The 21,361-nt window shown below is 69.0% G+C and carries 15 protein-coding genes; 2 read left to right on the top strand and 13 right to left on the bottom strand.

The window, feature by feature from the left end; translation table 11 throughout:
• Positions 1-144: 144 nt before the first annotated feature.
• The 8 genes from AC1RM6_RS12100 to AC1RM6_RS12065 form a co-directional block, all read right to left on the bottom strand.
• On the bottom strand, positions 145-2,142 hold the full coding sequence (locus AC1RM6_RS12100) for a serine hydrolase domain-containing protein (RefSeq protein WP_493101443.1): 1,998 nt from the start codon (positions 2,140-2,142) through the stop codon (positions 145-147).
• Between the two features lie 11 nt (positions 2,143-2,153).
• Positions 2,154-3,728 (bottom strand): serine hydrolase, encoded by a 1,575-nt coding sequence (locus AC1RM6_RS12095; RefSeq protein ID WP_493101441.1) that lies wholly within the window; start codon positions 3,726-3,728, stop codon positions 2,154-2,156.
• Positions 3,725-4,825 (bottom strand): YkvI family membrane protein, encoded by a 1,101-nt coding sequence (locus tag AC1RM6_RS12090; RefSeq protein WP_493101439.1) that lies wholly within the window; start codon positions 4,823-4,825, stop codon positions 3,725-3,727. The genes AC1RM6_RS12095 and AC1RM6_RS12090 overlap by 4 nt, the downstream gene beginning before the upstream one ends.
• On the bottom strand, positions 4,822-5,877 hold the full coding sequence (locus tag AC1RM6_RS12085; protein WP_493101437.1) for an N-acetyltransferase DgcN family protein: 1,056 nt from the start codon (positions 5,875-5,877) through the stop codon (positions 4,822-4,824). The genes AC1RM6_RS12090 and AC1RM6_RS12085 overlap by 4 nt, the downstream gene beginning before the upstream one ends.
• 4 nt (positions 5,878-5,881) lie before the next feature.
• A complete protein-coding gene (locus AC1RM6_RS12080; RefSeq protein ID WP_493101435.1) occupies positions 5,882-8,134 on the bottom strand; it encodes a TonB-dependent receptor in 2,253 nt (750 codons plus the stop codon).
• A gap of 72 nt (positions 8,135-8,206) precedes the next feature.
• Positions 8,207-9,466 carry a peptide MFS transporter gene (locus AC1RM6_RS12075; protein ID WP_493101434.1) on the bottom strand — a complete coding sequence of 420 codons (1,260 nt, stop codon included), beginning with the start codon at positions 9,464-9,466 and terminating at the stop codon, positions 8,207-8,209.
• Complete coding sequence (locus AC1RM6_RS12070) at positions 9,463-10,476, bottom strand: dipeptide epimerase (RefSeq protein WP_493101432.1); 1,014 nt, start codon at positions 10,474-10,476, stop codon at positions 9,463-9,465. Before AC1RM6_RS12070 ends, AC1RM6_RS12075 begins: the two co-directional genes overlap by 4 nt.
• Positions 10,476-12,485, bottom strand: coding sequence for a serine hydrolase domain-containing protein (locus tag AC1RM6_RS12065; RefSeq protein WP_493101430.1), 2,010 nt, complete (start codon positions 12,483-12,485; stop codon positions 10,476-10,478). The genes AC1RM6_RS12070 and AC1RM6_RS12065 overlap by 1 nt, the downstream gene beginning before the upstream one ends.
• A gap of 114 nt (positions 12,486-12,599) precedes the next feature.
• On the opposite strand from AC1RM6_RS12065, the gene AC1RM6_RS12060 reads away from it, so the two are divergent.
• Positions 12,600-13,283: a helix-turn-helix domain-containing protein gene (locus tag AC1RM6_RS12060; protein WP_493101428.1), complete on the top strand. Its 684-nt coding sequence runs from the start codon at positions 12,600-12,602 to the stop codon at positions 13,281-13,283.
• Positions 13,280-14,512: a dipeptidase gene (locus AC1RM6_RS12055; protein ID WP_493101426.1), complete on the top strand. Its 1,233-nt coding sequence runs from the start codon at positions 13,280-13,282 to the stop codon at positions 14,510-14,512. The genes AC1RM6_RS12060 and AC1RM6_RS12055 overlap by 4 nt, the downstream gene beginning before the upstream one ends.
• A gap of 60 nt (positions 14,513-14,572) precedes the next feature.
• Here the strand turns inward: AC1RM6_RS12055 and AC1RM6_RS12050 are convergent, their stop codons facing one another.
• The 5 genes from AC1RM6_RS12050 to AC1RM6_RS12030 form a co-directional block, all read right to left on the bottom strand.
• Positions 14,573-15,211 carry a YitT family protein gene (locus tag AC1RM6_RS12050; protein WP_493101575.1) on the bottom strand — a complete coding sequence of 213 codons (639 nt, stop codon included), beginning with the start codon at positions 15,209-15,211 and terminating at the stop codon, positions 14,573-14,575.
• Positions 15,212-15,214: 3 nt separating this feature from the next.
• Complete coding sequence (locus tag AC1RM6_RS12045) at positions 15,215-16,303, bottom strand: branched-chain amino acid aminotransferase (protein WP_493101424.1); 1,089 nt, start codon at positions 16,301-16,303, stop codon at positions 15,215-15,217.
• 80 nt (positions 16,304-16,383) lie between these two features.
• Positions 16,384-18,813: a penicillin acylase family protein gene (locus tag AC1RM6_RS12040; protein ID WP_493101422.1), complete on the bottom strand. Its 2,430-nt coding sequence runs from the start codon at positions 18,811-18,813 to the stop codon at positions 16,384-16,386.
• A gap of 50 nt (positions 18,814-18,863) precedes the next feature.
• Positions 18,864-20,066 (bottom strand): M20 aminoacylase family protein, encoded by a 1,203-nt coding sequence (locus AC1RM6_RS12035; RefSeq protein WP_493101420.1) that lies wholly within the window; start codon positions 20,064-20,066, stop codon positions 18,864-18,866.
• Positions 20,063-21,361, bottom strand: a complete 1,299-nt coding sequence (locus AC1RM6_RS12030; protein ID WP_493101418.1) for an MFS transporter — start codon at positions 21,359-21,361, stop codon at positions 20,063-20,065. Before AC1RM6_RS12030 ends, AC1RM6_RS12035 begins: the two co-directional genes overlap by 4 nt.

The raw sequence follows: 21,361 nt of genomic DNA, 5'->3' as shown, positions 1-21,361 counted from the left end.
AAGAAGGAGAAGAAGAATAAGAAGACCCTCATCCAAACCTTCTCCCGCAAGCGGGAGAAGGCTTCAGAAGAACGCTGCGTCGACGCCTGCGCACCTGCCCAGGGGTGACGATCTCATAGCGAAAAGCGCTCCCGTTCTCTCGCCTCAATAATTGAGGTCGAAACCGATCAGGCCGCCCATCCATGCCACCCAGACGATCCCGAGCAGCGCCAGCGCGACGATGACCGCGCGCGCCCTGGCGCCCCAGCTGCGGCCGGGCGCGAAGCTCAGGGCGGCGTTCCACAGGCCGATGCCGGCGCCGACCAGCGGGACGATCGCGGCGATCTGCATCAGCCGCACCCAGCCGTCGAGCCCGTCATTGTAGACGTCGAGTTCGGTCGACAGGATCGGCGCGACGATCGCGTACCAGCCGGCGAGATAGACGAAGTCGGCGGCGGCGGCGATCCGGGTGGCGCGGCGGGCGAGCGCGGGGCGTCCGGTGAGGTCGACCGGCAGCTTATAGGCGCGGCGCAGCCAGCCGGCGACCGGCCAGACGAGCAGGGTCGCAAGCAGGACCAGCACCGAGAAGGCCGCGACGGTCAGGTTGAACGCGCTGTTGCGTGCGAGCGGCGTCGCCTGGAGGATCGAGATCGGATTGCTGCTGTCGACGATCGCACGGCGCCCGCCGACCTCGGTCACCAGCAATTGCCGGGTGCCGTCGATCTCGCGCCAGAGATTCGGGGCGACCTCGCGGAAGCGCTTGTCGGGGATCGACGACAGGGTGATCGATCCGTCGTCATGGGCGACCAGCTTGTCCTGCTGGAGCAGGTAGAACAGGCTGATGAAGCCGGTTTCGACCCGGCGGCTCCCTTCATAATGGCCGGCGATCGCCCGCGCATCGGCAACGGCGGTGGCGATCGCCGGCGGGGTCTTCGGCGGCGGCGCCGGGAAATAGCGGTCCATGAACAGGTCGAACAGCCGCTCGCGCGCGCCATAGACCGCGTCATTCTCGCCACGGCTGTTGAAGCTGACGAAGATGCCGACTCCGTCGTCGGGCAGCAGGTTGAGGTCGGTGTGGAAGACCATGGTGTCGCCGCCATGGCCGGTCACCAGATGGCCGTTGCGATGGGCGTAGAAGAAGCCGTGCGCCATCGTGTCGAAGCCGTCGCGCGGCCTTGTCTCGGGCTGGAACATCCGCCGTGCGGTTTCGGGACGCAGGATATGCACGTCGCCGAAGCGCCCGTCCTGGAGCTGGGCGATCATGAAATGGGCCATGTCGGCACCGGTGGTGCTGACGCTGCCGGCCGGGGCGGTTCCGACCAGTTCGAATGTGCTCGGCGGCTGGTCGCTCTGGCGATAGCCCCTGGCGACCGCCCCCGCGAACGCCGGGGGCAGCGGCTGGCGGAAGGTGGTGCGGCGCATCTGCAGCGGCGCGAGGATGTGGCGCTCGACATAGGGGTCGAAGCCCTCGCCCGACACCCGCCCGACGATATAGCCGGCGAGCGTGGCGCCATAGTTGGAATAGGCCGGGACGCTGCCCGGGGTGAACAGCAGCGGGCGCTTATTCTCCTTGAGGATGCGCTCGGTGGTCTTCAGTTTTGCGGGATCGCTCGCGAGCAGGTCCTTCAGCCCTTCCTCGAACCCGCCGCGGTGGGTCATCAGATCGTTCATCGTGACCGGGTGGCCGGCCGGCGCGTCGATCCGGAAGTCGAGATAGCGGTTGATGTCGGCGTCGAGATCGATCTTGCCGGCCTCGACCAGCTGCATCACCGCGGTCCAGGTGAACAGCTTCGAGGTCGAACCGATCCGCATCATCGTGCGGTCGACGTCCATCGGCGCCTTGGCGGCGATGTCGGCATAGCCATAGCCCTTCTCGAACAGGACCTGCCCGTCCTTGACGACGACGACCTGGGCACCGGCGATCTTGCCCTGTTTGAGCGCCGCCGGAAAATAGCCGTCCATCCATGCGCCGACATCGGCGGCATCGAGCACCGGCCTGCCGGCCGGCGCGGACGGTTTCGCGGGCGGCTCGGCCGTCGCGGTCGCGGGCGCCTTGGGCTGGGGCGGGATCGGCAGCTTCTTTTCGGCGTCGGCAGTCGCCGTCGCGAGCGTGCAGACAAGCAGCGCGGCGAGCGCATGGCGCGCCATCCTGGCAAAGATCATGGGTCGGGCTTTCACTGGGCGGACTCCCGGGGTTCGAAGGCGAGATCGCGATAGTCGAAGCTGAAGTCGGCGATCGGCGACACCGGCCGGGCGGTGATCCGCGCGACCTTGCCCTCGGCATCGAGCGCGAAGGTCAGATAAGCGGGTTCGATCGCGGGATCGTCGAAGCGGGCGACGAAACTGTCATATTGATAATGGTCGAGCCGGCCGGTCATCCCGGGCGTCGGGGTGAAGTCGACGGTGAGCCCGCCAGTACCGGCGGCGACGGTCAGGTCGCCATACCAGGGATCGGTATAGCGGCCGGCATAGCGTGCGAGCGGCAGCGACGGGCCGATCGCGGCGGGCGCCGCGGCCTTGGCGGCGACCGCGGCCTGCGCCGCGGCGACCCGCGTCCGGCGATAGGCGCCGAAGCGCGCCGGCCAGTCCTGGTTGAGAAGTCCGAGATAATGGTCGATCAGCTCGTACATCAGCCCGTGGCGCGGCTCGGCCTCCTCGCTGTTGAGTTCGATCGCGAAGCCGACCTTCTTCTCGGGGATCAGCACGACCACCGAGGTCGATCCGTACAGCCCGCCGGCATGCCAGACGATCTTCGCGCCATGATAGTCGCGCACCTCCCAGCCGAGCGCATAGGCCTGGAAGGCCGGGGTCGTGCCGTCGACCGGCGGCGGCAGCGCTGTGATCGGGATCGGGGTGACCGGCGCCCACATCTCGCGCGCCTGGCGCTCGCTATAGACCCGCCCGCCCCCCGGCGCCGCGCCCGCACCGAGCTGGACCTGCAGCCAGTGCGCCATGTCGTTGGCGCTGGCGGCGACGAGGCCCGCGGGGGCCGACGCCTGCGGCAGATGGTCGCGCTCGTCGATCAGGCGCTGCGGCCCGGTGCCGCGCACCGCCCCACCGAACCGGGCGTGCGGCCGGGCGCGGTTGGGATTGGCGAAGATCCGCGCGAAGTCGTCGGCGGCGTCGGCCATGCCCGCCGGTTTGAAGACATGCTCGCGCACATAATCTTCCCAGCTCCGGCCGCTCACCGCCTCGATCAGCTGGCCGGCGACGATGTAGAGGACATTGTCATAGGCATAGGCGCTGCGAAAGCTCGTCGCCGGCTTGATGTAGCGCAGCCGGCGGACGATCTCGGCGCGCGCATAGCTGCCGCGCGGAATATAGAGGAGGTCGCCGGCGCCGAGGCCGAGGCCGCTGCGGTGGACGAGCAGGTCGCGGACCGTCATCTCGCGGGTCACCCAGGCATCGTACATCTGGAAGCCGGGCAGATGGTCGACGACCTTGTCGTCCCAGCCGAGCTTGCCGTCGTCGACGAGGGTGGCGAGTGCTGCGACCGTCATCGCCTTGGCGGTCGACCCGATCATGAAGATGGTGTCGGCATCGACCTTCTGCGGCGCGCCCTGGGTGCGCACGCCATAGCCTTTGGCGAGGGTGATCTTGCCGTCCTCGACGATCGCGATCGCGATGCCGGGGGTGTCGGTCGCCTTGCGCAGCGCCTCGACCCGGGCGTCGAAACCGGGCGGCGGCGCGGCGACGCAGGGGGTGGCGAGCAGCAGCAGCAACGGCATCGCGGCGAGCAGCTTCATCATGGCGTCTCCGTGAGGGGCGCCGGCCGCGGCATGCGTCGGAGGGCGACGACGAGCAGCACCGGCAGGACGTAGAGCAGGATCAGCACCCAGGCGAGCGCGCGATAGCCCGAGGCGATCAGGGTCACGAGCCCGATCCGGTCGGCGATCAGCATGCACGGCACCAGCAGCGCGAGCGCGGCGCCGGCGCGGGCCAGCGGGCCGAGGGTCAACCTTCCGGTGCGGGCGATACGTTCGTTGATCGCGTGGACCGCGCCGGTGCCGCTTTCGAGCAACGCGGCGAAGATCATGAGCTGGAAGACGAAGTGGAAGGCGGGGTGCGCGAGCCGGACGAGCATATGGTCCGACGGCAGCACCGCGCCGGCGATGTCGGGCAGGAAGGCGGTCATGCTGACGAAGAACAGCAGCGCCGGCAGCATCGCCAGCGGCCCGGCGATCAGCCCGGCGACGACGGCGTCGCGGCCGCTGCGGAAATGGCGGGTGACCGGCAGCACCACCACCGCGCCGACGACATTATAGCCGGCATAGGTGATGCCGCCGATCGCCCAGGCGCCCGACGGCAGCGTCGCGAAGGCGGTCGCGATCCGGTCGCCGACCCCGGCGAGCGCGAGGGCGAGGAACACCGCATAGGTCAGATAGAGCAACACCGACACGCCGACGAAGACCCGTTCGACCCCGGCATTGCCGAAGGCGACGCAGGCGACGATCCCGGCCATCAGCGCGAGCGTGCCGACGATCGGCGGCACCCCCAGCGTCGCCGCGGCGATCGCCCCCGCCGCCGCGCCGAACACCGCGAGGATCAGGATGATGAAGGCGGCATAGGCGATTTCGAACAGCCACCAGAAGCGGCCGAGCACCGCCTGGAAGAAATGGCGATAGTCGCGGGCGCCGTGGCGATAGGCGAACAGGAAGGTCGCGGCGGCGACCAGCGCCCAGATCATCGTCGCCAGCAGCATCGCCGCGAGCCCGCCCCACGGCCCGGCGGGCAGGAAGAATTCGGCGATCTCGCGCCCGGTCGCATAGCCGCCGCCGATGACGACCGCCTTGAACGCCAGCCCGGGCAGCAGGAAGCGTCGAAAGCGGTCGGCGGCGATGCTCATGGCCAGCAGGCGTCGAGCAGGCGGTCGAAGGCGGCGCCGCCGCGCAGCGGATCGGCGGTGGGCAGGCCGAGGCGATCGGCGGTCTCGGCGATCGCCCGATCGGCCGCGTCGGCGTCCATACCGCCGGTGTTGAGGCTGACCCCCGCGCAACGGATCGCCGGGTTGGTGAGGCGCCCCGCACCGACCGTATAGGCGATCACCGCCTCGATCGGCGGCAGCGCGAAGTCGGGATGGCCGAGGATCGTGTCGCGCCCCGGCTGGTGGCAGACGACGAACAGATCGGGCTGGCTGCCATGGAGCAGCGCCAGCGACACCGCGGCATAGGACGGATGGAACAGCGATCCCTGGCCCTCGATCACGTCGAGATGATCGGCGGCGGCATCGGGGCTGAGCCGCTCGGCGGCGCCCGCGGCGAAGTCGGCGATCACCGCGTCGATCGCGATGCCCTCCCCGGCGATCATGATCCCGGTCTGGCCGCTGGCGCGGAAGCTCGCGTCGACGCCGCGCGCCGCCAGCCCGCGGGCGATGGCGAGCGCGGTGTATTTCTTGCCGAGCGCGCAATCGGTGCCGACCGTCAGCAGCCGGCGGCCGGTGCGCCTGCGCCCGCTCGCCACCCCGAGATCGTCGGGCGGGACCCGGAGATCGATCAGCCTGGTGCCGGCGCGCGCCGCCGCCTCGCGCAGCGGCGCGATGGTGGAAAGCCGGGCATGCATGCCGGCGGCAAGATCGAGCCCCGCCGCGATCGCCGCGAGCAGCGCCGGCATCCACGACGGCGGGATCACCCCGCCGGGATTGGCGACCCCGACCACCATGACTCGCGCGCCGCGGGCCGCGGCCTCGGCGGGGGTCATCCGCGGCAGGCCGGTGGTCACCGTGGCGGCCGGCAGCGCATATTCGGCGAGGCAGCGATCGCCCGCCCAGTCGCGCAGGCCGAAGGCGGTCTTGGCATAGCCGGCCTCGACGGTGTCGCCGAGGAACAGCAGATAGGGCGCGGGCAGGATATGGACGGTGCCCGGATCGCTGCGCGCGGCCGTCAGGGCGGTGATCGCCATCGCCTCAGAACCCCGCGCCGACGGTGAGCCCGATCGTCCGCGGCCGGATCACCCCGGTGCCGACCGCGCCGAACGGCAGATTGCCCTCATTGCCGACGCTGGTGCGGCCATGGGCATCGGTGAGGTTCTTGGCATAGACCTCGACCGAGAAGCGGCCGAAGGCGGCGCCCGCGCGCAGATCGGCGACGGCATAGGAGGGAATGCGGTACTGGCGGCCGGTGGTGGCGACGAAGCCCGGGCTGTAGGGACCCGACTGCGCGCCGACATAGCGCAGCGACGCGCCGACATAGGGTTTCAGGTCGCCCGCCTCCCATTGATAGTCGGCGTTGACCGCGGCGCTGAGCTTGGGCGTATAGGGCAGCTGATCGCCATCGCGGCCGCCGACGATGTTGAGATCGGTATCCTCGAGCAGCTTGGCGTCGGTATAGGCGCCGTTGACCGACACCTCGAAACCGGCGGTCGGCCGCAGCGTCGCGGTGAGCTCGATGCCGTCGCTCTTCGCCTTGCCGCCATTGGCGTTGACGCCATAATCGTTGATCTGGGCGAACAGCTGGATGTCCTTCCAGTCGATATGATAGGCCGAGATGTCGATGCCGAAGCTGCGGTCGCCGGTCTCGGCCTTGACCCCCACCTCATAGCTGATCAGCGAGTCCGACCGATAGGTCTTGACGTCGGTGGGGGCGCCGGGGGGAACGATATTGGGGCCACCGGGTCGGAAACCCTTGGCGACGCGCGCATAGACCGCGCCGGTCGAGCTGAATTTGAACTTGGGCGCGACCGACCAGGTGAAGACATTCTCCTTCGACGCCGAGTCGAGCTGCGGCGGCGCGAGCAGGCCGGTGCCGCCCTGATCGGCATCCTGGTCGTTATGGCTGTAGCGGCCACCGAAGGTCAGGTCGAAGCGCGGGCCGAAATGGAGGGTGCCGTTGGCGAAGCCGGCGAACTCCTCGTAGCGCGAGGTGGTCGCGCCGTCGAACAGCTGCGGCACCCCGGTGAAGATCGTCAGGCTGTTCTGGTTATAGACGTCGAGGCGCTGGATGATCGCGCCCTTTTCATGATCGTAATAGCCGCCGACCAGCCATTCGAAGCGCTCGTCCTCGGGCGAGGCGAGCCGCACCTCCTGGGTGAAGCGCTCGACATTGGTCTGCTGGACCAGGCCGATATCGGCGGCGGGGCCGGTGGCGTCGTCGTAGAGGCCGAGCTGCGAGCCGTAGAGGACGGTGAGGTCGTCGCGCAGCGACTGGTTCGACTTGCTGTAGCTGGTCGCCGAGGTCAACGTCGCGAAGCCGAGGTCGACATCGCCAGTCGCATTGTAGAGCCGGTAGCGGATATTGGTATATTCGGGGACATATTGCGACTGGGTCAGCCCGCCATAGAGGCTGTGCAGCGTCAGCGGGTCGCTGGCGACCGAACTCGACGCGTCGCTGGCGAGATTCTGCAGCACCGTGGTCAGACGGAGCGTCACCGCCTCGCTCGGCTGGAGCAGCGCCGAGATGCGCCCGCCATAGCTTTTGGAATCGTTGATGTTCTTCGCGCGATCGGATCCGCCGGTACCGATCGAGTCGATGAACCCGGCATAGTCGCGGTAGAAGCCCGAGGCGCGCAGCGCGATCTTCTCCGACACCGGAACATTGATCAGCGCCGATCCGAGATAGGAGAGCTTGCCGCCCTCGACGCTTTCGATGCTGCCGCGGCCGCGCGCCTCGAAAGCGTCGAGCTGCGGGGCGTTGGTGACGAATTTGAGCACGCCGCCGAGCGAACTGGCGCCGTAGAGCGTGCCCTGCGGCCCGCGCAGCACCTCGACCCGGGCGACGTCGAACGTGTCGAATTCGCCGGCGAGGATCGCGGCGTTGACCTGCCCGCTCGACGACCCGAACGGGGTCTCGTCGAGATAGGTCGCGACCGTCGCGGCGACGCCGCCGGTGTTGATCCCGCGCAGCACCAGCCGCGCCTCGCCGGGATTGCTCTGGGCGAGCTGGAGGCCGGGGATCAGCTTGACATAATCCTGGAAGCCGAACGCCTGCTGGCGTTCGAGCGCGGCGCCGCTGACCACCGACACCGACTGCGGCACGTCGACCAGCACCTGGCTGCGCTTCTGCGCGGTGACGATGATCTCGCCGGGATGCGCGTCCGACGCCGCGCCGTCGGTCTCCGGGACGGGGCCGGACGTTTCGGCCGCCTGCGCGGCGAGCGGTGCGGCGGCGAGGATGAGTGCGATCACGCCGGACAGGCGAAGCGCCAGTCGTTGAGAGTCCATGGTAGCCCCCGATGATTTGCCAATATGAGAACTATTGTCCTGATCAGAAAATTGTCAACCTGATTTGTCGATTCATTCTCTGGAAAGCCGAATCCTGCGCTCGAGCGGATCGATCGTCGCCAGCACCAGGCTCGCGACTCCGGCGAGCAGCGCGAGCCCGAGGAAGAAGAGGCCGTGGCTGCCATGGCTCCACAGCGTGCCGACGAGCCCGGCGGCGAGACTCCCGGCGAAGGTCGCGAGATACCAGGCGGCGACGGTGGTCGCGCCGAGGCCCTCGGGCGCGAGCCGGGCGAACAGGCCGAGCCCGGTCGGCAGGATATGAAGCTCGCCCAATGTCAGGATGACGAAGAACAGGCCGAGCCACAGCCAGTGCGATGCCCCGCCCGTCCATGCGAGCCCGGCGAGCAGCAGATAGGCGCCGGCGACGATCGCCGCGCCGACCGCCATCCGGCGCGCAGGCCGGTCGTCGCCCCCGGCCTGCGCGCGACGCCGCCACCGTGCCAGCAGCGGCGGCGTCATGATCATCACCAGCAGCGGATTGAGCGCCTGGAACCAGGTCAGCGGGATCGTCGCGGCGCCGGCGCGGCGATCGACCCCGGCATCGGCCCACAGCGCGACGGTGTTGCCGACCTGTTCATAGGCGCCGCGGAAGATCGTCACCGCGACGAAGATCGCGCCGAGCAGGATCAGCGTCGAGCGCCCGAAATGCGCGCGGGGCGCGGCGCGACGCGCGACCGCGGGGCGGCGTGCCTGTTCGGGCAGAAGGCGCTGGCCGCGAATATAGATGGCGAGGCCCGCGACCATGCCGATGCCGGCGGCGCCGAAGCCCCAGTGCCAGCCATAGAGCTCGCCGAGCGTCCCGCAGATCAGGGGCGCGAGGAAGCCGCCGATGTTCACCCCGACATAATAGACGTTGTACGCCCAGCCGACGCGCGGATCGCCGGGTTCGTAGAGGTCGTCGATCTGGCTGGGCAGGCTCGGCAGGAACAGCCCGTTGCCGATCGCGATCGTCGCGAGCGCGAGATAAAAGAGCGGCTCGAACGTCATCATGAAGTGGCCCGCCGCCATCACCGATCCGCCGATGATGATCGCGCGGCGCTTGCCGAGCAGGCGGTCGGCGACGACGCCGCCGACGATCGGGGTGAAATAGGCGCAGGCGGTGTAGACGCCATAGACGATCGACGCGCTGCCCTGCGCCATCATCAGCTGCTTGGTCATATAATAGACCAGCAGCGCGCGCATGCCGTAGTAGGAGAATTGCTCCCACATATTGGTGAGGAACAGGATCGTCAGCCCGCGCGGCTGCCCGAACCAGGCCGGCGGTGCGGTCATGCCGCCGCCGCCAGGCCGCTGCCCCAGATTTCGGGCCCCGCATAAAGCTCGCCATCGGTATAGGTCACCGACGGGATGCGGTCCTGCGCGAGGAAGGTCGGCCCGTCGAGGTCGACGAGATCGGCGATCTGGCCGAGCACGAAGCCCGGCGCGGTCGCCAGGCTGGTGCCGACCATCGTCCCGACCATCACCCCGAGGCCGAGCCGGCGCGCCTCGGCGACCATCAGCAGCCCCTCGGTCAGCCCGCCGCATTTGTCGAGCTTGATGTTGACGACGTCGAACCGCCCTTTGGCGCCGGCGAGGTCGGCGAGCGCCAACAGACTTTCGTCGCCGGCGATCGGGATCGGCGAGCGATAGCCCTCGAGATCGGCCTCGCGGCCGCGCGCGAGCGGCTGTTCGAGCAGTTCGACCCGTTCGCGCACCAGCCCCGCGACCAGCGCATCGAGATCGGCGCGGCCGAAGCCCTGGTTGCCGTCGACCCCGAGCCACGCATCGGGCCGCGCGGCGCGGATCGCGGCGACCCGGGCGAGATCGAGCGCGACGTCGCCGGTCAGCTTGACCTTGATCGAACGGGCATGGGCATAAGCGCGCGCGGTCGCCGCCATCGCCTCGGGCGCATCGGCGCCGATGGTGAAGGTGGTGCGGATCGGCCGCGGCGCCTGCGCGAGGCCGGCGAGCGACCACACCGGGCGACCGGTCCGTGCCGCCTCGAGCTCCCACAACGCCGCGTCGATCGCGTTGCGCGCGCCGCCCGGCGGCAGGATCGACCGCAAGTCTTCGCGGGTCGGCCCGACCTCGATCAGCGGGCGCACCCGTTCGACCTCGGCCTGCATATGGGCGAGATCGTCGCCGAGATAATAGGCCCCTGCCCCCTCGCCGCGGCCGCGATGGCGGCCGTCGTCGAGGGTGACGACCAGGATCTCGGCGGTTTCGAACACATAGCCGGCGATACGAAAGGGCTGCGCCAGCCGCAGCGTCTCGGCGGCGACGGTCAGGGCGAGGCGGGGCATCAATAGTTCACCGTCATCGCCAGCAGGCTATAGGCCCAGGCGGCGAACAGGATGACGATCGCCGCCAGCAGCACGAGCAGGCTCCAGACCTTGCGCCCCCAGCCGCGGCCGTCGTGCCAGGTCAGCCAGGCATTCCACCCCGCGACCGCGACCAGGCCGACAAAGGCGACCGCGCCGCCGATCTGGAGCAGCCACAGCCAGATGTCATTCTTCGCGGTCAGCGCGCCGGTGTCGCCCGACAGCGCCGAGATCATCGCCATCCAGCCCGCGAACACGACGAAGACCAGCAGCGCCGCCCCCCGGGTCGCGCGATAGGCGAGCAGCGCCGGGCCCGACACCGACAGCGGCGCGGCATAGCGGCGCCGGATCAGCCAGCCCGCCGGCCAGTAGAGGATGGTGAGCAGCAGCACCGCGAGGCTCGCATAGAGCGCGGGCAGCAGCCAGGCCGCCGAACGCCACGCCGGCACCCGGTCGAACACCATGAACGGCGAGATCAGGTCGAAGCTCCAGCGCACCACCTTGCCGTCGACGACCTTCGCCGCGAGCCGGTCATGCCCGCCGCGGTCGCGCCACACGAACGGCGCGATCTCGTCCCAGATGCGCGGCGCGCCATTGGCGCCCTTGAACGCCGGCAGCACCAGCTTGCCCTTGTCGTCGACCGAGATCTCGGTCTCGCCGACGAGGTTGAGAAAGTTGATGAAGTTCGACACCGAGCGGCGGCTCACCTCCCAATGGCCCGCCAGCATCCGGGCATGTTCGGCCGATGTCTTCGCATCGACGCGGCCGTCGCGTTCGGTCGAGGGGAAATAGCGGTCGGCGAAATCCTGGAACAGCTGGCCGCGCACGACATGGGCGGCGCCGTCGCGTCCGGCGCTGTTGAACGAGACGTAGAAGCCGACATGATCGTCGAGGAACAGGTGGAGCGAGGTGTGGAAGACATTGGTGTCGCCGAGATGGGCGATGACATGGCGTCCGTTGATGTCGGTGTCGAAGAAGCCGAGCTCCATCCGGTTGAGCGGTGGGATCAGCGACGCCGGGTCGACCCGGTCGAGCGGGCTGCGGTGCATCATCGCCGCGGTTTCGGGCTTCAGCAGGCCGCGCCCCTGGTCGAGATGCGCGATCATGAAGCGCGCCATGTCGAGCCCCGACGCCGCGAGCGACCCGGCGGGTGCGGGGCCGACGATCTCATAGGGCTTGGGCGGCTCGGAGGCGCGCTCATAGCCGCTCGCCATCAGCGGCTGGAGAGCCCTGGGGAGCGGCTGGCGGAAGCTGGCGGTGCGCATGTCGAGCGGCGCGAAGATGCGGCGTTCGACATAATCGTCGAAGCTCATCCCCGAGACCCGCGCGACGATATAGCCGGCGAGCGCGGTCGCCCAGTTCGAATAGGCCGGGGTGGTGCCGGGATCGAAGATCCGGGTGGGCACCCAATGTTTCAGATAGGCCTCGAGCGGCGGCGCGATCGCCGGATCGGAGAAGATGATGTTCTTCTGGGCCTCCTCGAAGCCGGCGGTGTGGGTCATGATCTGGCGCATCGTCACCGGCCGGCCGCCGCGCGGCGGAATTCGGAAATCGAGATAGGCGTTGACGTCGCGGTCGAGGTCGATCTTGCCGGCCTCGACCTGCTGCATCACCGCGGTCCAGGTGACGAGCTTCGAGGTCGACCCCGGCCGGAACAGGGTGCGCGCGGGATCGACCGGGCGCCGGCTGGCGACATCGGCATAGCCATAGCCCTTCGCAGCGATGACCTGGCCGTCCTTGACGACGGTCACCACCGCGCCGGCGATGTCGCCATTGTGGAGCGCATAAGGGAGATAGCCGTCGAGCCAGGCATCGACGTCGGCCGCGGTCAGCTCATGCGCGGCGCGCGGGGTCGCGGCCGGCAAGGCCGCCGCCGCCGGGGCGGCGATGACGGGCGGCGCCAGCGGCGGATTCTTCAGCGACGGCCCCTGCGCGAGCGCGGCCGCCGCGGCGAAGGGCGCCAGCAGCGCCATCATCATTTTCATCCGCATTGCGATCCCCTTTTTCCGTTGCTCCCAAGTCGGCGCATAGCTAGACTCAGAACGCTCTAATCAGGACATGATGATCCTGATCAGAAAATTGTCAACGGTCAGGAAAATTGCGTCGTGTCTTCATCTCCTCCGACTTTGGGCGCCCTGCTGAAGGGGCTGCGTGCGCGCGAGAACTGGACGCTCAAGGAGATGAGCGCGAAGAGCGGCATTCCGGTGTCGACATTGTCGAAGATCGAGCATGACCGGCTGACATTGACCTATGACAAGCTCCAGTCGCTCGGGCAGCGGCTCGGCCTGCGCATGTCCGAGCTGTTCGCCGAGGACAGCGACGAGCCGGCGCAGCCGGTGACCGCGCGCCGCAGCCTGGGCGACCTCGCCAGTTCGGTGCGGGTCGAGACCCCCAATTACGACTATTATTATCTGTGCACCGAGCTGCGCCGCAAACGGATGGTGCCGGTGATCACCAAGATCCGCGCACGATCGGCCGAGCAGTTCGGCGAACTCGTCCACCATAGCGGCGAGGAATTCCTCTACGTGCTGAGCGGCAGCATCGTCGTGCAGACCGAATTCTACGACGCGGTCACGCTCGGGCCGGGTCAGGCGCTCTATATCGATTCGAGCATGGGCCATGCCTATCTCGCCGCCGAAGGCTGCGACGAGGCACTGGTGCTGGCGGTGATGTCGAGCGCCGAAGAGGAACTGATGCAGTCGCTGCTGACGATGCACGAAGAGCAGCGCCAGGCCGGCGCCAATGACGACGGGCCGGTGCGCGGGCGCCGCACGGCGAAGCGCAAATGAGGGCTGCGGCGCTGCTGGCCTGCGCGGCCTTATCGTTCGCAGCGCACGCGGAGGGCCCGGCGCCCGACCATGCCGCCCGGGTCGCGCGCATCCTGCGGACGACGCCGCTGATCGACGGGCATAATGACTGGCCCGAGGCGCTGCGCGAAAATGAGGGCGACGCGCGCTGGACGATCGATCTCACCGATCTGTCGCACCGTCCGGCCCGCTACAACACCGACATCGCGCGGCTGCGCACGGGGATGGTCGGCGCGCAGTTCTGGTCGGTGTGGGTCTCCCCCGAGCTGTCCGGCAAGGAGCAGGTCGAACAGACGCTCGAGCAGATCGACCTGGTGAAATCGATCTGCGGCCGATATCCGCAGGCCTTCGCGATGGCGCGCACCGCCGACGATGTGCTGCGCGCCAGAGCCTCGGGCCGGATCGCCTGCCTGATCGGGGTCGAGGGCGGCGGCCAGATCGACGGCAATCTGTCGGTGCTGCGCAGCTATGCCGCGCTGGGCGCCGGCTATCTGACGCTGACCCACACCCGCACGATCGAATGGGCAGACTCGGCGACCGACAATCCGAAACATGACGGGCTCACCGACTTCGGCCGGCAGGTGGTGGCCGAACTCAACCGGCTCGGCATGCTGGTCGACCTGAGCCATGTCAGCGAGGCGACGATGCGCGACGCGCTGGCGGTGTCGAAGGCGCCGGTGATCTTCTCGCATTCGAGCGCGCGGGCGATCGACCCGCACCCGCGCAACGTGTCCGACGCGGTGCTGCAGCTGCTGCGCGCCAATGGCGGCGTCGTCATGGTCAACTATGCCTCGCCCTATATCTCCGACGCCTATCGCCGCTGGTCGGCGGATTCGCGCGCCGAGAAGAGCCGGCTCAATTCGCCGCCCTATGACGGGCTCGACATCGGCGATCCCAAACAGGCCGATCGCGACTATGCCGCCTGGCTCGCCGCGCATCCGGTGCCGAAGGTCGCGCTGGCCGAGGTCGCCGACCATATCGAGCATATCGCCCGCATCGCCGGGGTCGATCATGTCGGGCTCGGATCCGATTATGACGGGGTCGGCGACATGCTGCCGGCCGGGCTCGAGGATGTCGCGACCTATCCGGCACTGCTCGCCGAACTGATGCGCCGCGGCTGGAGCGATGCCGATATCGCCAAGCTGGCGGGCGGGAACATGCTGCGGGTGATGCGCGCGGCCGAGCGGGTGAAGGAGCGCGCGGGAGAATAGGGGTCGGGCTGAACCCGGCAGATCCTCCCTGAAGCGCAGTTTTGGGGAGGATCTCAGGCTTCAATGCGCCATGTAGCGCCCGGGGCGGTGGTTGACGATCAGCACCGCGTTGATCGCGATCGCCGACAGCACCGACAGGCCGAAGCGGCCGAACCCCAATATCGGCGCCGAGGCGAGCAGAATGACGATGTCGCCGATCATCTGGGTGCGCCCGGCGCTCCAGCCGCGCGACCGTTGCAGCATCAGCGCGACCATCCCCAGCCCGCCGACGCCCGCGCCGTGGCGGGCGATCGCCAGCGTGCCCAGGCCGATCGCCGATCCGCCGAACAGCGCCGCGAAGATCGGGTTCACCCGGGCGACCTCGATCAGCAGCGGCAGGACCAGCCCCATCGCCATGATCGCGACGCTCGCCAGCAGCGACTTCACCCCGAACCGCGACCCCATCGCCCGCCATCCGGCGACGAAGAAGGGCAGGTTGATCGCGAAGAACAGCAGGGTCGGCGGAACCGGGATCAGATAGGACAGCAGCAGCGCGATCCCCGCCATGCCGCCGGTCACCAGGCCGGCCTGGCGCAGCAGCAGCAATCCGACCGCGATCAGGCCGCAGCCGAGCGCGAGCGCATAGCCGTCCTCGGCGACGCTATGCGGACGCGGCGCGGGGGTCGAAGGCGGTGCGGAGCGTGTTCGATCCTGTTCCAGCCGTCAGACGACCCGGTGCTGCCAGCCATGCGGATCCTCGCGCTCGCCGCGCTGGATGCCGGTGAGCTGCGCGCGCAGGCTCTGGGTCAGCGATCCTTCGCCGCCGTCGGCGATCGCGAAGGCGCCGGCGGCGCTGCGGACTTCGCCGATCGCGACGATCACCGCGGCGGTGCCGCAGGCGAACACCTCGCGCAGGCGGCCGCTGGCCGCATCGGCGATCCACTGGTCGAAGTCATAGGCACGTTCCTCGACCGCGATCCCCGCGTCGGCGGCGAGCGCGATGATCGAGGCGCGGGTGATGCCGGGCAGGATGGTGCCGCCCAGCGGCGGGGTGATCACCGTGCCGTCGTCCATGACGAAGAAGATGTTCATGCCGCCGAGTTCCTCGACCCGGCGGTGGCCGGCGGCGTCGAGGAAGACGACCTGGTCGCAGCCGTTGCGGGTCGCCTCGGCCTGCGCGAGCAGGCTGGCGGCATAGTTGCCGCCGCATTTGGCGGCGCCGGTGCCGCCCTCGGCAGCGCGGGCGAGCTCGTCGGTGACCCAGACCTTCACCGGCGCGCCGCGTCCCTTGAAGTAGGGGCCGACCGGGCAGGCGATCACGCAGAATATATATTCGGCCGACGGCCGCACCCCGAGGAACGCCTCGCTGGCGAACATGAACGGGCGCAGATAGAGGCTGCGCTCGCCGTCGGGGATCCAGGCCTGGTCGACCCGGACCAGCGCCTCGACCGCGCTCACGAACAGCTCCTCGGGCAGTTCGGGCATCGCCAGCCGTTCGGCCGAGCGCGCGAAGCGCCGCGCATTTTCGACCGGACGGAACAGCAAGGGCGTGCCGTCGGGCGCGCGATAGGCCTTGAGCCCCTCGAAGATCTCCTGGGCATAATGGAGCACCGCGCAGGCCGGATCGAGCGAGAAGGGCTTGCGCGGCCCGACCTCGGCATCATGCCAGCCGCGATCGGCGGTCCAGCGGATCGTCACCATATGATCGGTGAAGATCCGGCCGAAACCGGGATCCTCGAGCGCGGCGGCGCGCGCGGCGGCGTCCAGCGGCGAAGGGTGGTCAGCGATCGCGAAGGTGAAACTGTCGGTCATCGATCAAATCCTGCGAGGAAGCGCGTCTGATGGCGGCCGCATCATGCCCTGGCAAGCGCATATCCGGCCGTCTCCCCCCGTTAACGGCGTCCGGGCGCATAGTCGATCACCTGCGTGGATTCCGCGGTCGCGCGCACCTCGTCGGGCGCCATCACCGTCTTCTTGAGCTCGTTGGTCTCGTGCATCATCGTCTGGTCGGTCAGGTGCGGGTTGCCCTGGCCCTGCGGATCGATGAACTGGCTCTGCCCGCCGGCGTCGATCACCGAATAGAGCGCCGGATGATCGCGGCCGAGCTCCATCAGCCCGACCCAGCCCTCGCCGCCATTGTGCGGCGCCATCACCGGGCCGATCTTGAGCACCGCCGACAGCCGCGCGGGGTCGCCGCCGCCGGGCAGCGGCGGCCGGTCGGCGGTCTTCGCGGCCGGGTCATAATATTTCCAGAACACCGGCATCTTCCAGTCGGCCATCGCCTTGCCCGGATAGTCGGGCTTCAGCTGCTTGACGGTCGCCTTGATCGTCTCGGCGAGCACGGCGTTGCGGTCGCGCCCCTTGAAATAGTCGAAGCGCAGCGGCGCGCCGGCCTTGTCGCCCTGGAAGGCGCGCAGCAGCAGGCTGGTCTGATATTTGAGGTAGCGGCCCTCGTCGACCTTGCTCCACCAGTCGCCGATGCTGTCGCCGAAGACGATAGCGGGCGCCACCGTCAGCCAGCGGCGGAACAGGGTCAGCCCGGCATCGTCGTAGCGGCCATCGCCGTCATGATCGGCATAAAGGCCGTCATAGGCCAGCATCAGCGCGCCGGCCTGCTTCACTTCCGGGTCGTCGCTGGCGGCGATCGCCGCGCCGATATAGGGCGCGAAGAAGGCCGGCGTCGTCTGGGTGCGGTCGCGCGCGCCCATCGCGTTGAAGATCTTCTGGTTGAAGCCGCGCATGTCGAGCAGGGTGATCGCGTCATTCGACGCGGCGAGCTGGTTGCCCGCCCAGGTGCGGAAGGCGGCGCCGATCCGGGCGTCGTTGCCCTCGGCGCTCCAGCCGGTCGCCTTGCTGTTCCAGGCGTGGAAATAGCCCTGCTTCGGGTTGCGCATGTGCGGATGCTCGGCGGGCTTCAGGAAACCGCGCCATTCATATTCGCCGGTGCCGGGGATCGGCAGCCGCGGATCGACCCCGGGGGCGAGGATCGGCAGGTTGCCGGCCTCCCAGAAGGCGATCTGGCCGTCCTCGCCGCCATAGCAGACCCCGAGATTCCAGCCCATCCGGTCGACGCCCCTGGTCTCGAAATCGGCGATGCTCTTCGCGCGGCCCATCTCGACGATACCGACCCAATTGTCGATCTCCTTGCCGCGCATGCCGAAGCTGTGGGCGTAGGCGACGCCGCCCGCGACGTCCCAGTCGACGATCGGGCCGTGGACGGTCCGCGCGACCTGATGCACCACCGGATCGGCGCCCTTGACCAGGATGGTTTCGGCGCGGTGTTCCATGTCCTTCCAGGCGCCCTTGAACCAATATTGATAGCGGTTCTTCGGGTTCAGCCGTTCGGCGAAGATCGAATTGACCTGGGCGACCCCCGAGGTCAGCAGCCAGCCATGCTGGACGCCGCGGCCCATCGCCGGCGGGCCATAAGCGTTGAAGTTGAACCCGGTCTCGTCGAATCCGCCGCCATGGAGGTGGATCTCGGGGCCGTCGGCGGTCGCCTGCATCATCAGCACCCGGCCGCTCGCCGACTTCTTCGGGCCGATCACCAGGCAGCGGCTCGCCTCCTTGGGCAGCTCGGCGGGGCGGGTGTTCACGCCCGCCGCCCCCGTCAGGTCGACGCCGCCGGCGTGGAGCGAAAAATGGGTCGGGACCGGCATCGGCCGGGCCGGGGCGAGATCCTCGCCGGCCGGGATCACCGTCGGAGAATCGGGGTCGGACAGCGGCACGACATCGTCGAAGATCCGGCGGCCGACCGTCTCGCCATAGCGCTTGACCATCGCGTTGAGGAACTGGAGATTCTGGATCTCATAGCTCTCGCGGCCGACCGGCACCGACGCGACATAGCCGAGATAGTCGATCACCGACCATGGCGTCGGCCTGATCCCCCAGCGGATGAATTCGAGCGGGATCTTGTGCTGCGGATCGGCATTCGCCTCGGCCACCGCGCGGTTGATGCCGTCGACATAGGCCTGCATCATCGCCTGATGCTCGGGCGGGATCGCGCGGTACATGCGCATCAGCTCGGCATCGGGCAGCTGGCGGTCGCGCGCGGTCGCGTCGGTGTCGACCGCCGATGTGCCGAGCAGTTCGGCGCGCCGGCCGGTGGCGGCGCGGCGCTGCAGCTCCATCGCCGCGAGCCGGTCCTGGGCGAGCGCATAGCCCGCGCCGAACATCACCGCCGCCGAGCTGTCGCCGAACACGTGTGGCAGGCCCATCGCGTCGCGATAGAGGGTGACCTTCTCGGCTTGGCCGGCGGTGGCCAGGACCGCGAGCAAAGCGGTCGCGGCCCCCGCCCTGATGAAGAAACGCGTCGTTCGCATGCTGCCCCCCGATCGAATGGATATGCCGTGCCGTCCGGTCCGGTCGCGGATCATGCCGCCGGCGCCAGGAAATGCTCGGCGAGCGTCGCCCACAAGGCCGCGCCGACCGGCGCGACAGCGTCGTTGAAGCTGTAATGCGCATTGTGCAGCATCACCGCACCGGGGCCCGTATCGCCATTGCCGATCAGCAGGAAGCAGCCGGGGACCGCGTCGAGATAGCGGGCGAAATCCTCACCGCCCATCGTCGGTTCGTCCATGTCGACGAAGCCCGCCTCGCCGACGAGCCCGACCGCGACCGCGCGAACCCGCGCGAACATCGCCGGATCATTGTGGAGCGACGGATAGCCGCGATCATAGACCAGTTCGGCCTGCGCGCCGAAACCGGCGGCGACGCCGGCGGCGGTCCGGGCGATCTGCGCCTCGACCAGATCCTGGGTCGCGCGCGACAGCGTCCGCACCGTGCCCGACAGGGTCGCGGTGTCGGCGATGATGTTGAAGGCGGTGCCGGCCTCGACCTTGCAGATCGACAGCACCGCGCTGTCGAGCGGATCGACCGCGCGCGACACCACGCTCTGCAGCGCGATCACGATATGCGACGCGACCAGCACCGGATCGACCGCGAGATGCGGGCGCGCGGCATGGCCGCCCTTGCCGGTGACGACGATCTCGAACTTGTCGGCGGCCGCGTAGAAGGCCCCTGCCCGCCCGGCGATCTTGCCCGCGGCCAGCCCCGGGCGGTTATGGACCCCGAAGATCGCCTGCATCGGGAAACGTTCGAACAGGCCGTCGCGGATCATCGCGCTGGCGCCGCCGGCGGGATCGCCATTGTCGCCGGCATAGCCCAGCGCTTCTTCGGCCGGCTGGAAGATCAGGTGGACCGCGCCGTCGAAGCGCCGGGTCGCGGCGAGATATTGGGCGGCGCCGAGCAGCATCACGGTGTGGCCGTCATGGCCGCAGGCATGCATGACTCCGGGGTTGGCCGAGATATGATCCGAGACGTGCAGTTCGGTCATCGGCAGCGCGTCGATATCGGCGCGGATGCCGATCGCGCGGTCCGACGTGCCCGCGCGCAGCGTCGCGACGATGCCGGTGCCGCCGATCCCGGTCGCGATCTCGTCGACCCCGAAGGCGCGCAGCTTGCCGAGGATGAAATCGGCGGTGCCATGTTCGTGGAAGCCGAGTTCGGGATGCTGGTGGAGATGCCGGCGCCATTCGGCCAGTTCGGGCGCCATCGCCGAAAGATCGATCGTCATGCCGCCGCCTCCATAAGCTGCGCGGCGGCGCGACGCCGGGCCGCCATCGGCATGGCGAGCCCCGACACGACCCCCGCCAGCGTGGCTACCATGAACCACCATGCGGGCACCAGCGGATCGCCGGTCCACTTGATCATCCAGGCGATCAGGAACTGCGCGCCGCCGCCGAAAATCGACACCGCGAAGGTGTAGGTGAGTGCATAGCCGAGGCTGCGCTGGTCGCGGCGGAAGCCCTCGGCGAGCGCGACATTGGCCGGCGCGGTGCTCAGCGCATAGAGCGTCGTCAGCACGAACACGCCGATCGCAAGACTCGCCAGGGTCGGCTGCAGGGTGATCCGGACGAATATCGGATAGATCAGCAGCAGCAGCGCGATGCGCGGCCAGACGATCATCGGCCGCCGGCCGACCCGGTCCGACGCCCAGCCGCCGACCAGCCCGAACAGGAACAGGCAGCAGCCGGTGATCGCGGTGGTGACGAAGGCGGTCGAGGTGTCGAGCCTGAGCGTCTTGACGGTGTAGGTGTTGAAATAGGCCAGCGTATAGTTGGTGACGGTGCCCGACAGGATCAGCACCAGCCCGGCGATCACCACCCGCCTGAACGGCAGCTCGGCGGCCGGCGCCCCTGGCGCGGACGGGCTGTGGAGCGTCTCGGGGATGATCCGCCGCAGATAGAAGCCGACCGGCAGCAGCAGCGCGCCGAGCAGCACGGCGATGCGCCAGCCCCAGGACGTCACCGCGTCAGCGGGCAGGCAAGCCGAGATCGCCAGCCCGACCAGCCCGGCGGCGAGCACCGCGATCCCCTGGCTCGCGATCTGCCAGGCGCCGTAGGTGCCGCGGCGATGCGGCGGCGCCGCCTCGATCAGCAGCGCGGTGGTCGGCCCGACCTCGCCGCCGAGCGCGAAGCCCTGCACCAGCCGGGCGAACACGACGATGATCGCGCTCCAGATGCCGAGCACCGAGGCCGGCGGGGTCAGCCCGATGACGAGCAGCGCGCCGCCCATCAGCGAGAAGCTGAGCAGCATCGCCGGCTTGCGGCCGACCTTGTCGCCATAGCGGCCGATGACCCCCGCCCCGAGCGGCCGCCCGAGAAAGCCGACCGCGAAGGCGGCGAGCGCCATCAGCAGCCCATCCGATCGGCCGCCGCCCTGCGCGAACAAGCTGGCGCCGATCTGCGGCGCGAAGAACAGGAAGATGGTGAAATCGTAGAATTCGAGGGTGTTGCCCGCCACCAGCCCGGCCAGATGCGACGCGCGCAGGCTCGTCCCGGGCGCGCCGGAGGATGTGGTTCGTTGCAC

Source organism: Rhizorhabdus sp. GW822-FHT03C02 (assembly GCF_058801765.1).
Note: the sequence above shows the minus strand (reverse complement) of the source record. Positions and strands in the feature narration are given on the sequence as shown.

What these genes read in the sequence shown, in the direction of transcription:
- AC1RM6_RS12080 (WP_493101435.1), bottom strand. Translation starts at nt 8,134, where the DNA reads ATGGACTCTCAACGACTGGCGCTTCGCCTGTCCGGCGTGATCGCACTC.
- AC1RM6_RS12070 (WP_493101432.1), bottom strand. Translation starts at nt 10,476, where the DNA reads ATGCCCCGCCTCGCCCTGACCGTCGCCGCCGAGACGCTGCGGCTGGCG.
- AC1RM6_RS12035 (WP_493101420.1), bottom strand. Translation starts at nt 20,066, where the DNA reads ATGACGATCGATCTTTCGGCGATGGCGCCCGAACTGGCCGAATGGCGC.
- AC1RM6_RS12090 (WP_493101439.1), bottom strand. Translation starts at nt 4,825, where the DNA reads ATGAGCATCGCCGCCGACCGCTTTCGACGCTTCCTGCTGCCCGGGCTG.
- AC1RM6_RS12040 (WP_493101422.1), bottom strand. Translation starts at nt 18,813, where the DNA reads ATGCGAACGACGCGTTTCTTCATCAGGGCGGGGGCCGCGACCGCTTTG.
- AC1RM6_RS12055 (WP_493101426.1), top strand. Translation starts at nt 13,280, where the DNA reads ATGAGGGCTGCGGCGCTGCTGGCCTGCGCGGCCTTATCGTTCGCAGCG.
- AC1RM6_RS12100 (WP_493101443.1), bottom strand. Translation starts at nt 2,142, where the DNA reads ATGATCTTTGCCAGGATGGCGCGCCATGCGCTCGCCGCGCTGCTTGTC.
- AC1RM6_RS12075 (WP_493101434.1), bottom strand. Translation starts at nt 9,466, where the DNA reads ATGACCGCACCGCCGGCCTGGTTCGGGCAGCCGCGCGGGCTGACGATC.
- AC1RM6_RS12045 (WP_493101424.1), bottom strand. Translation starts at nt 16,303, where the DNA reads ATGACCGACAGTTTCACCTTCGCGATCGCTGACCACCCTTCGCCGCTG.
- AC1RM6_RS12095 (WP_493101441.1), bottom strand. Translation starts at nt 3,728, where the DNA reads ATGATGAAGCTGCTCGCCGCGATGCCGTTGCTGCTGCTGCTCGCCACC.
- AC1RM6_RS12065 (WP_493101430.1), bottom strand. Translation starts at nt 12,485, where the DNA reads ATGCGGATGAAAATGATGATGGCGCTGCTGGCGCCCTTCGCCGCGGCG.
- AC1RM6_RS12085 (WP_493101437.1), bottom strand. Translation starts at nt 5,877, where the DNA reads ATGGCGATCACCGCCCTGACGGCCGCGCGCAGCGATCCGGGCACCGTC.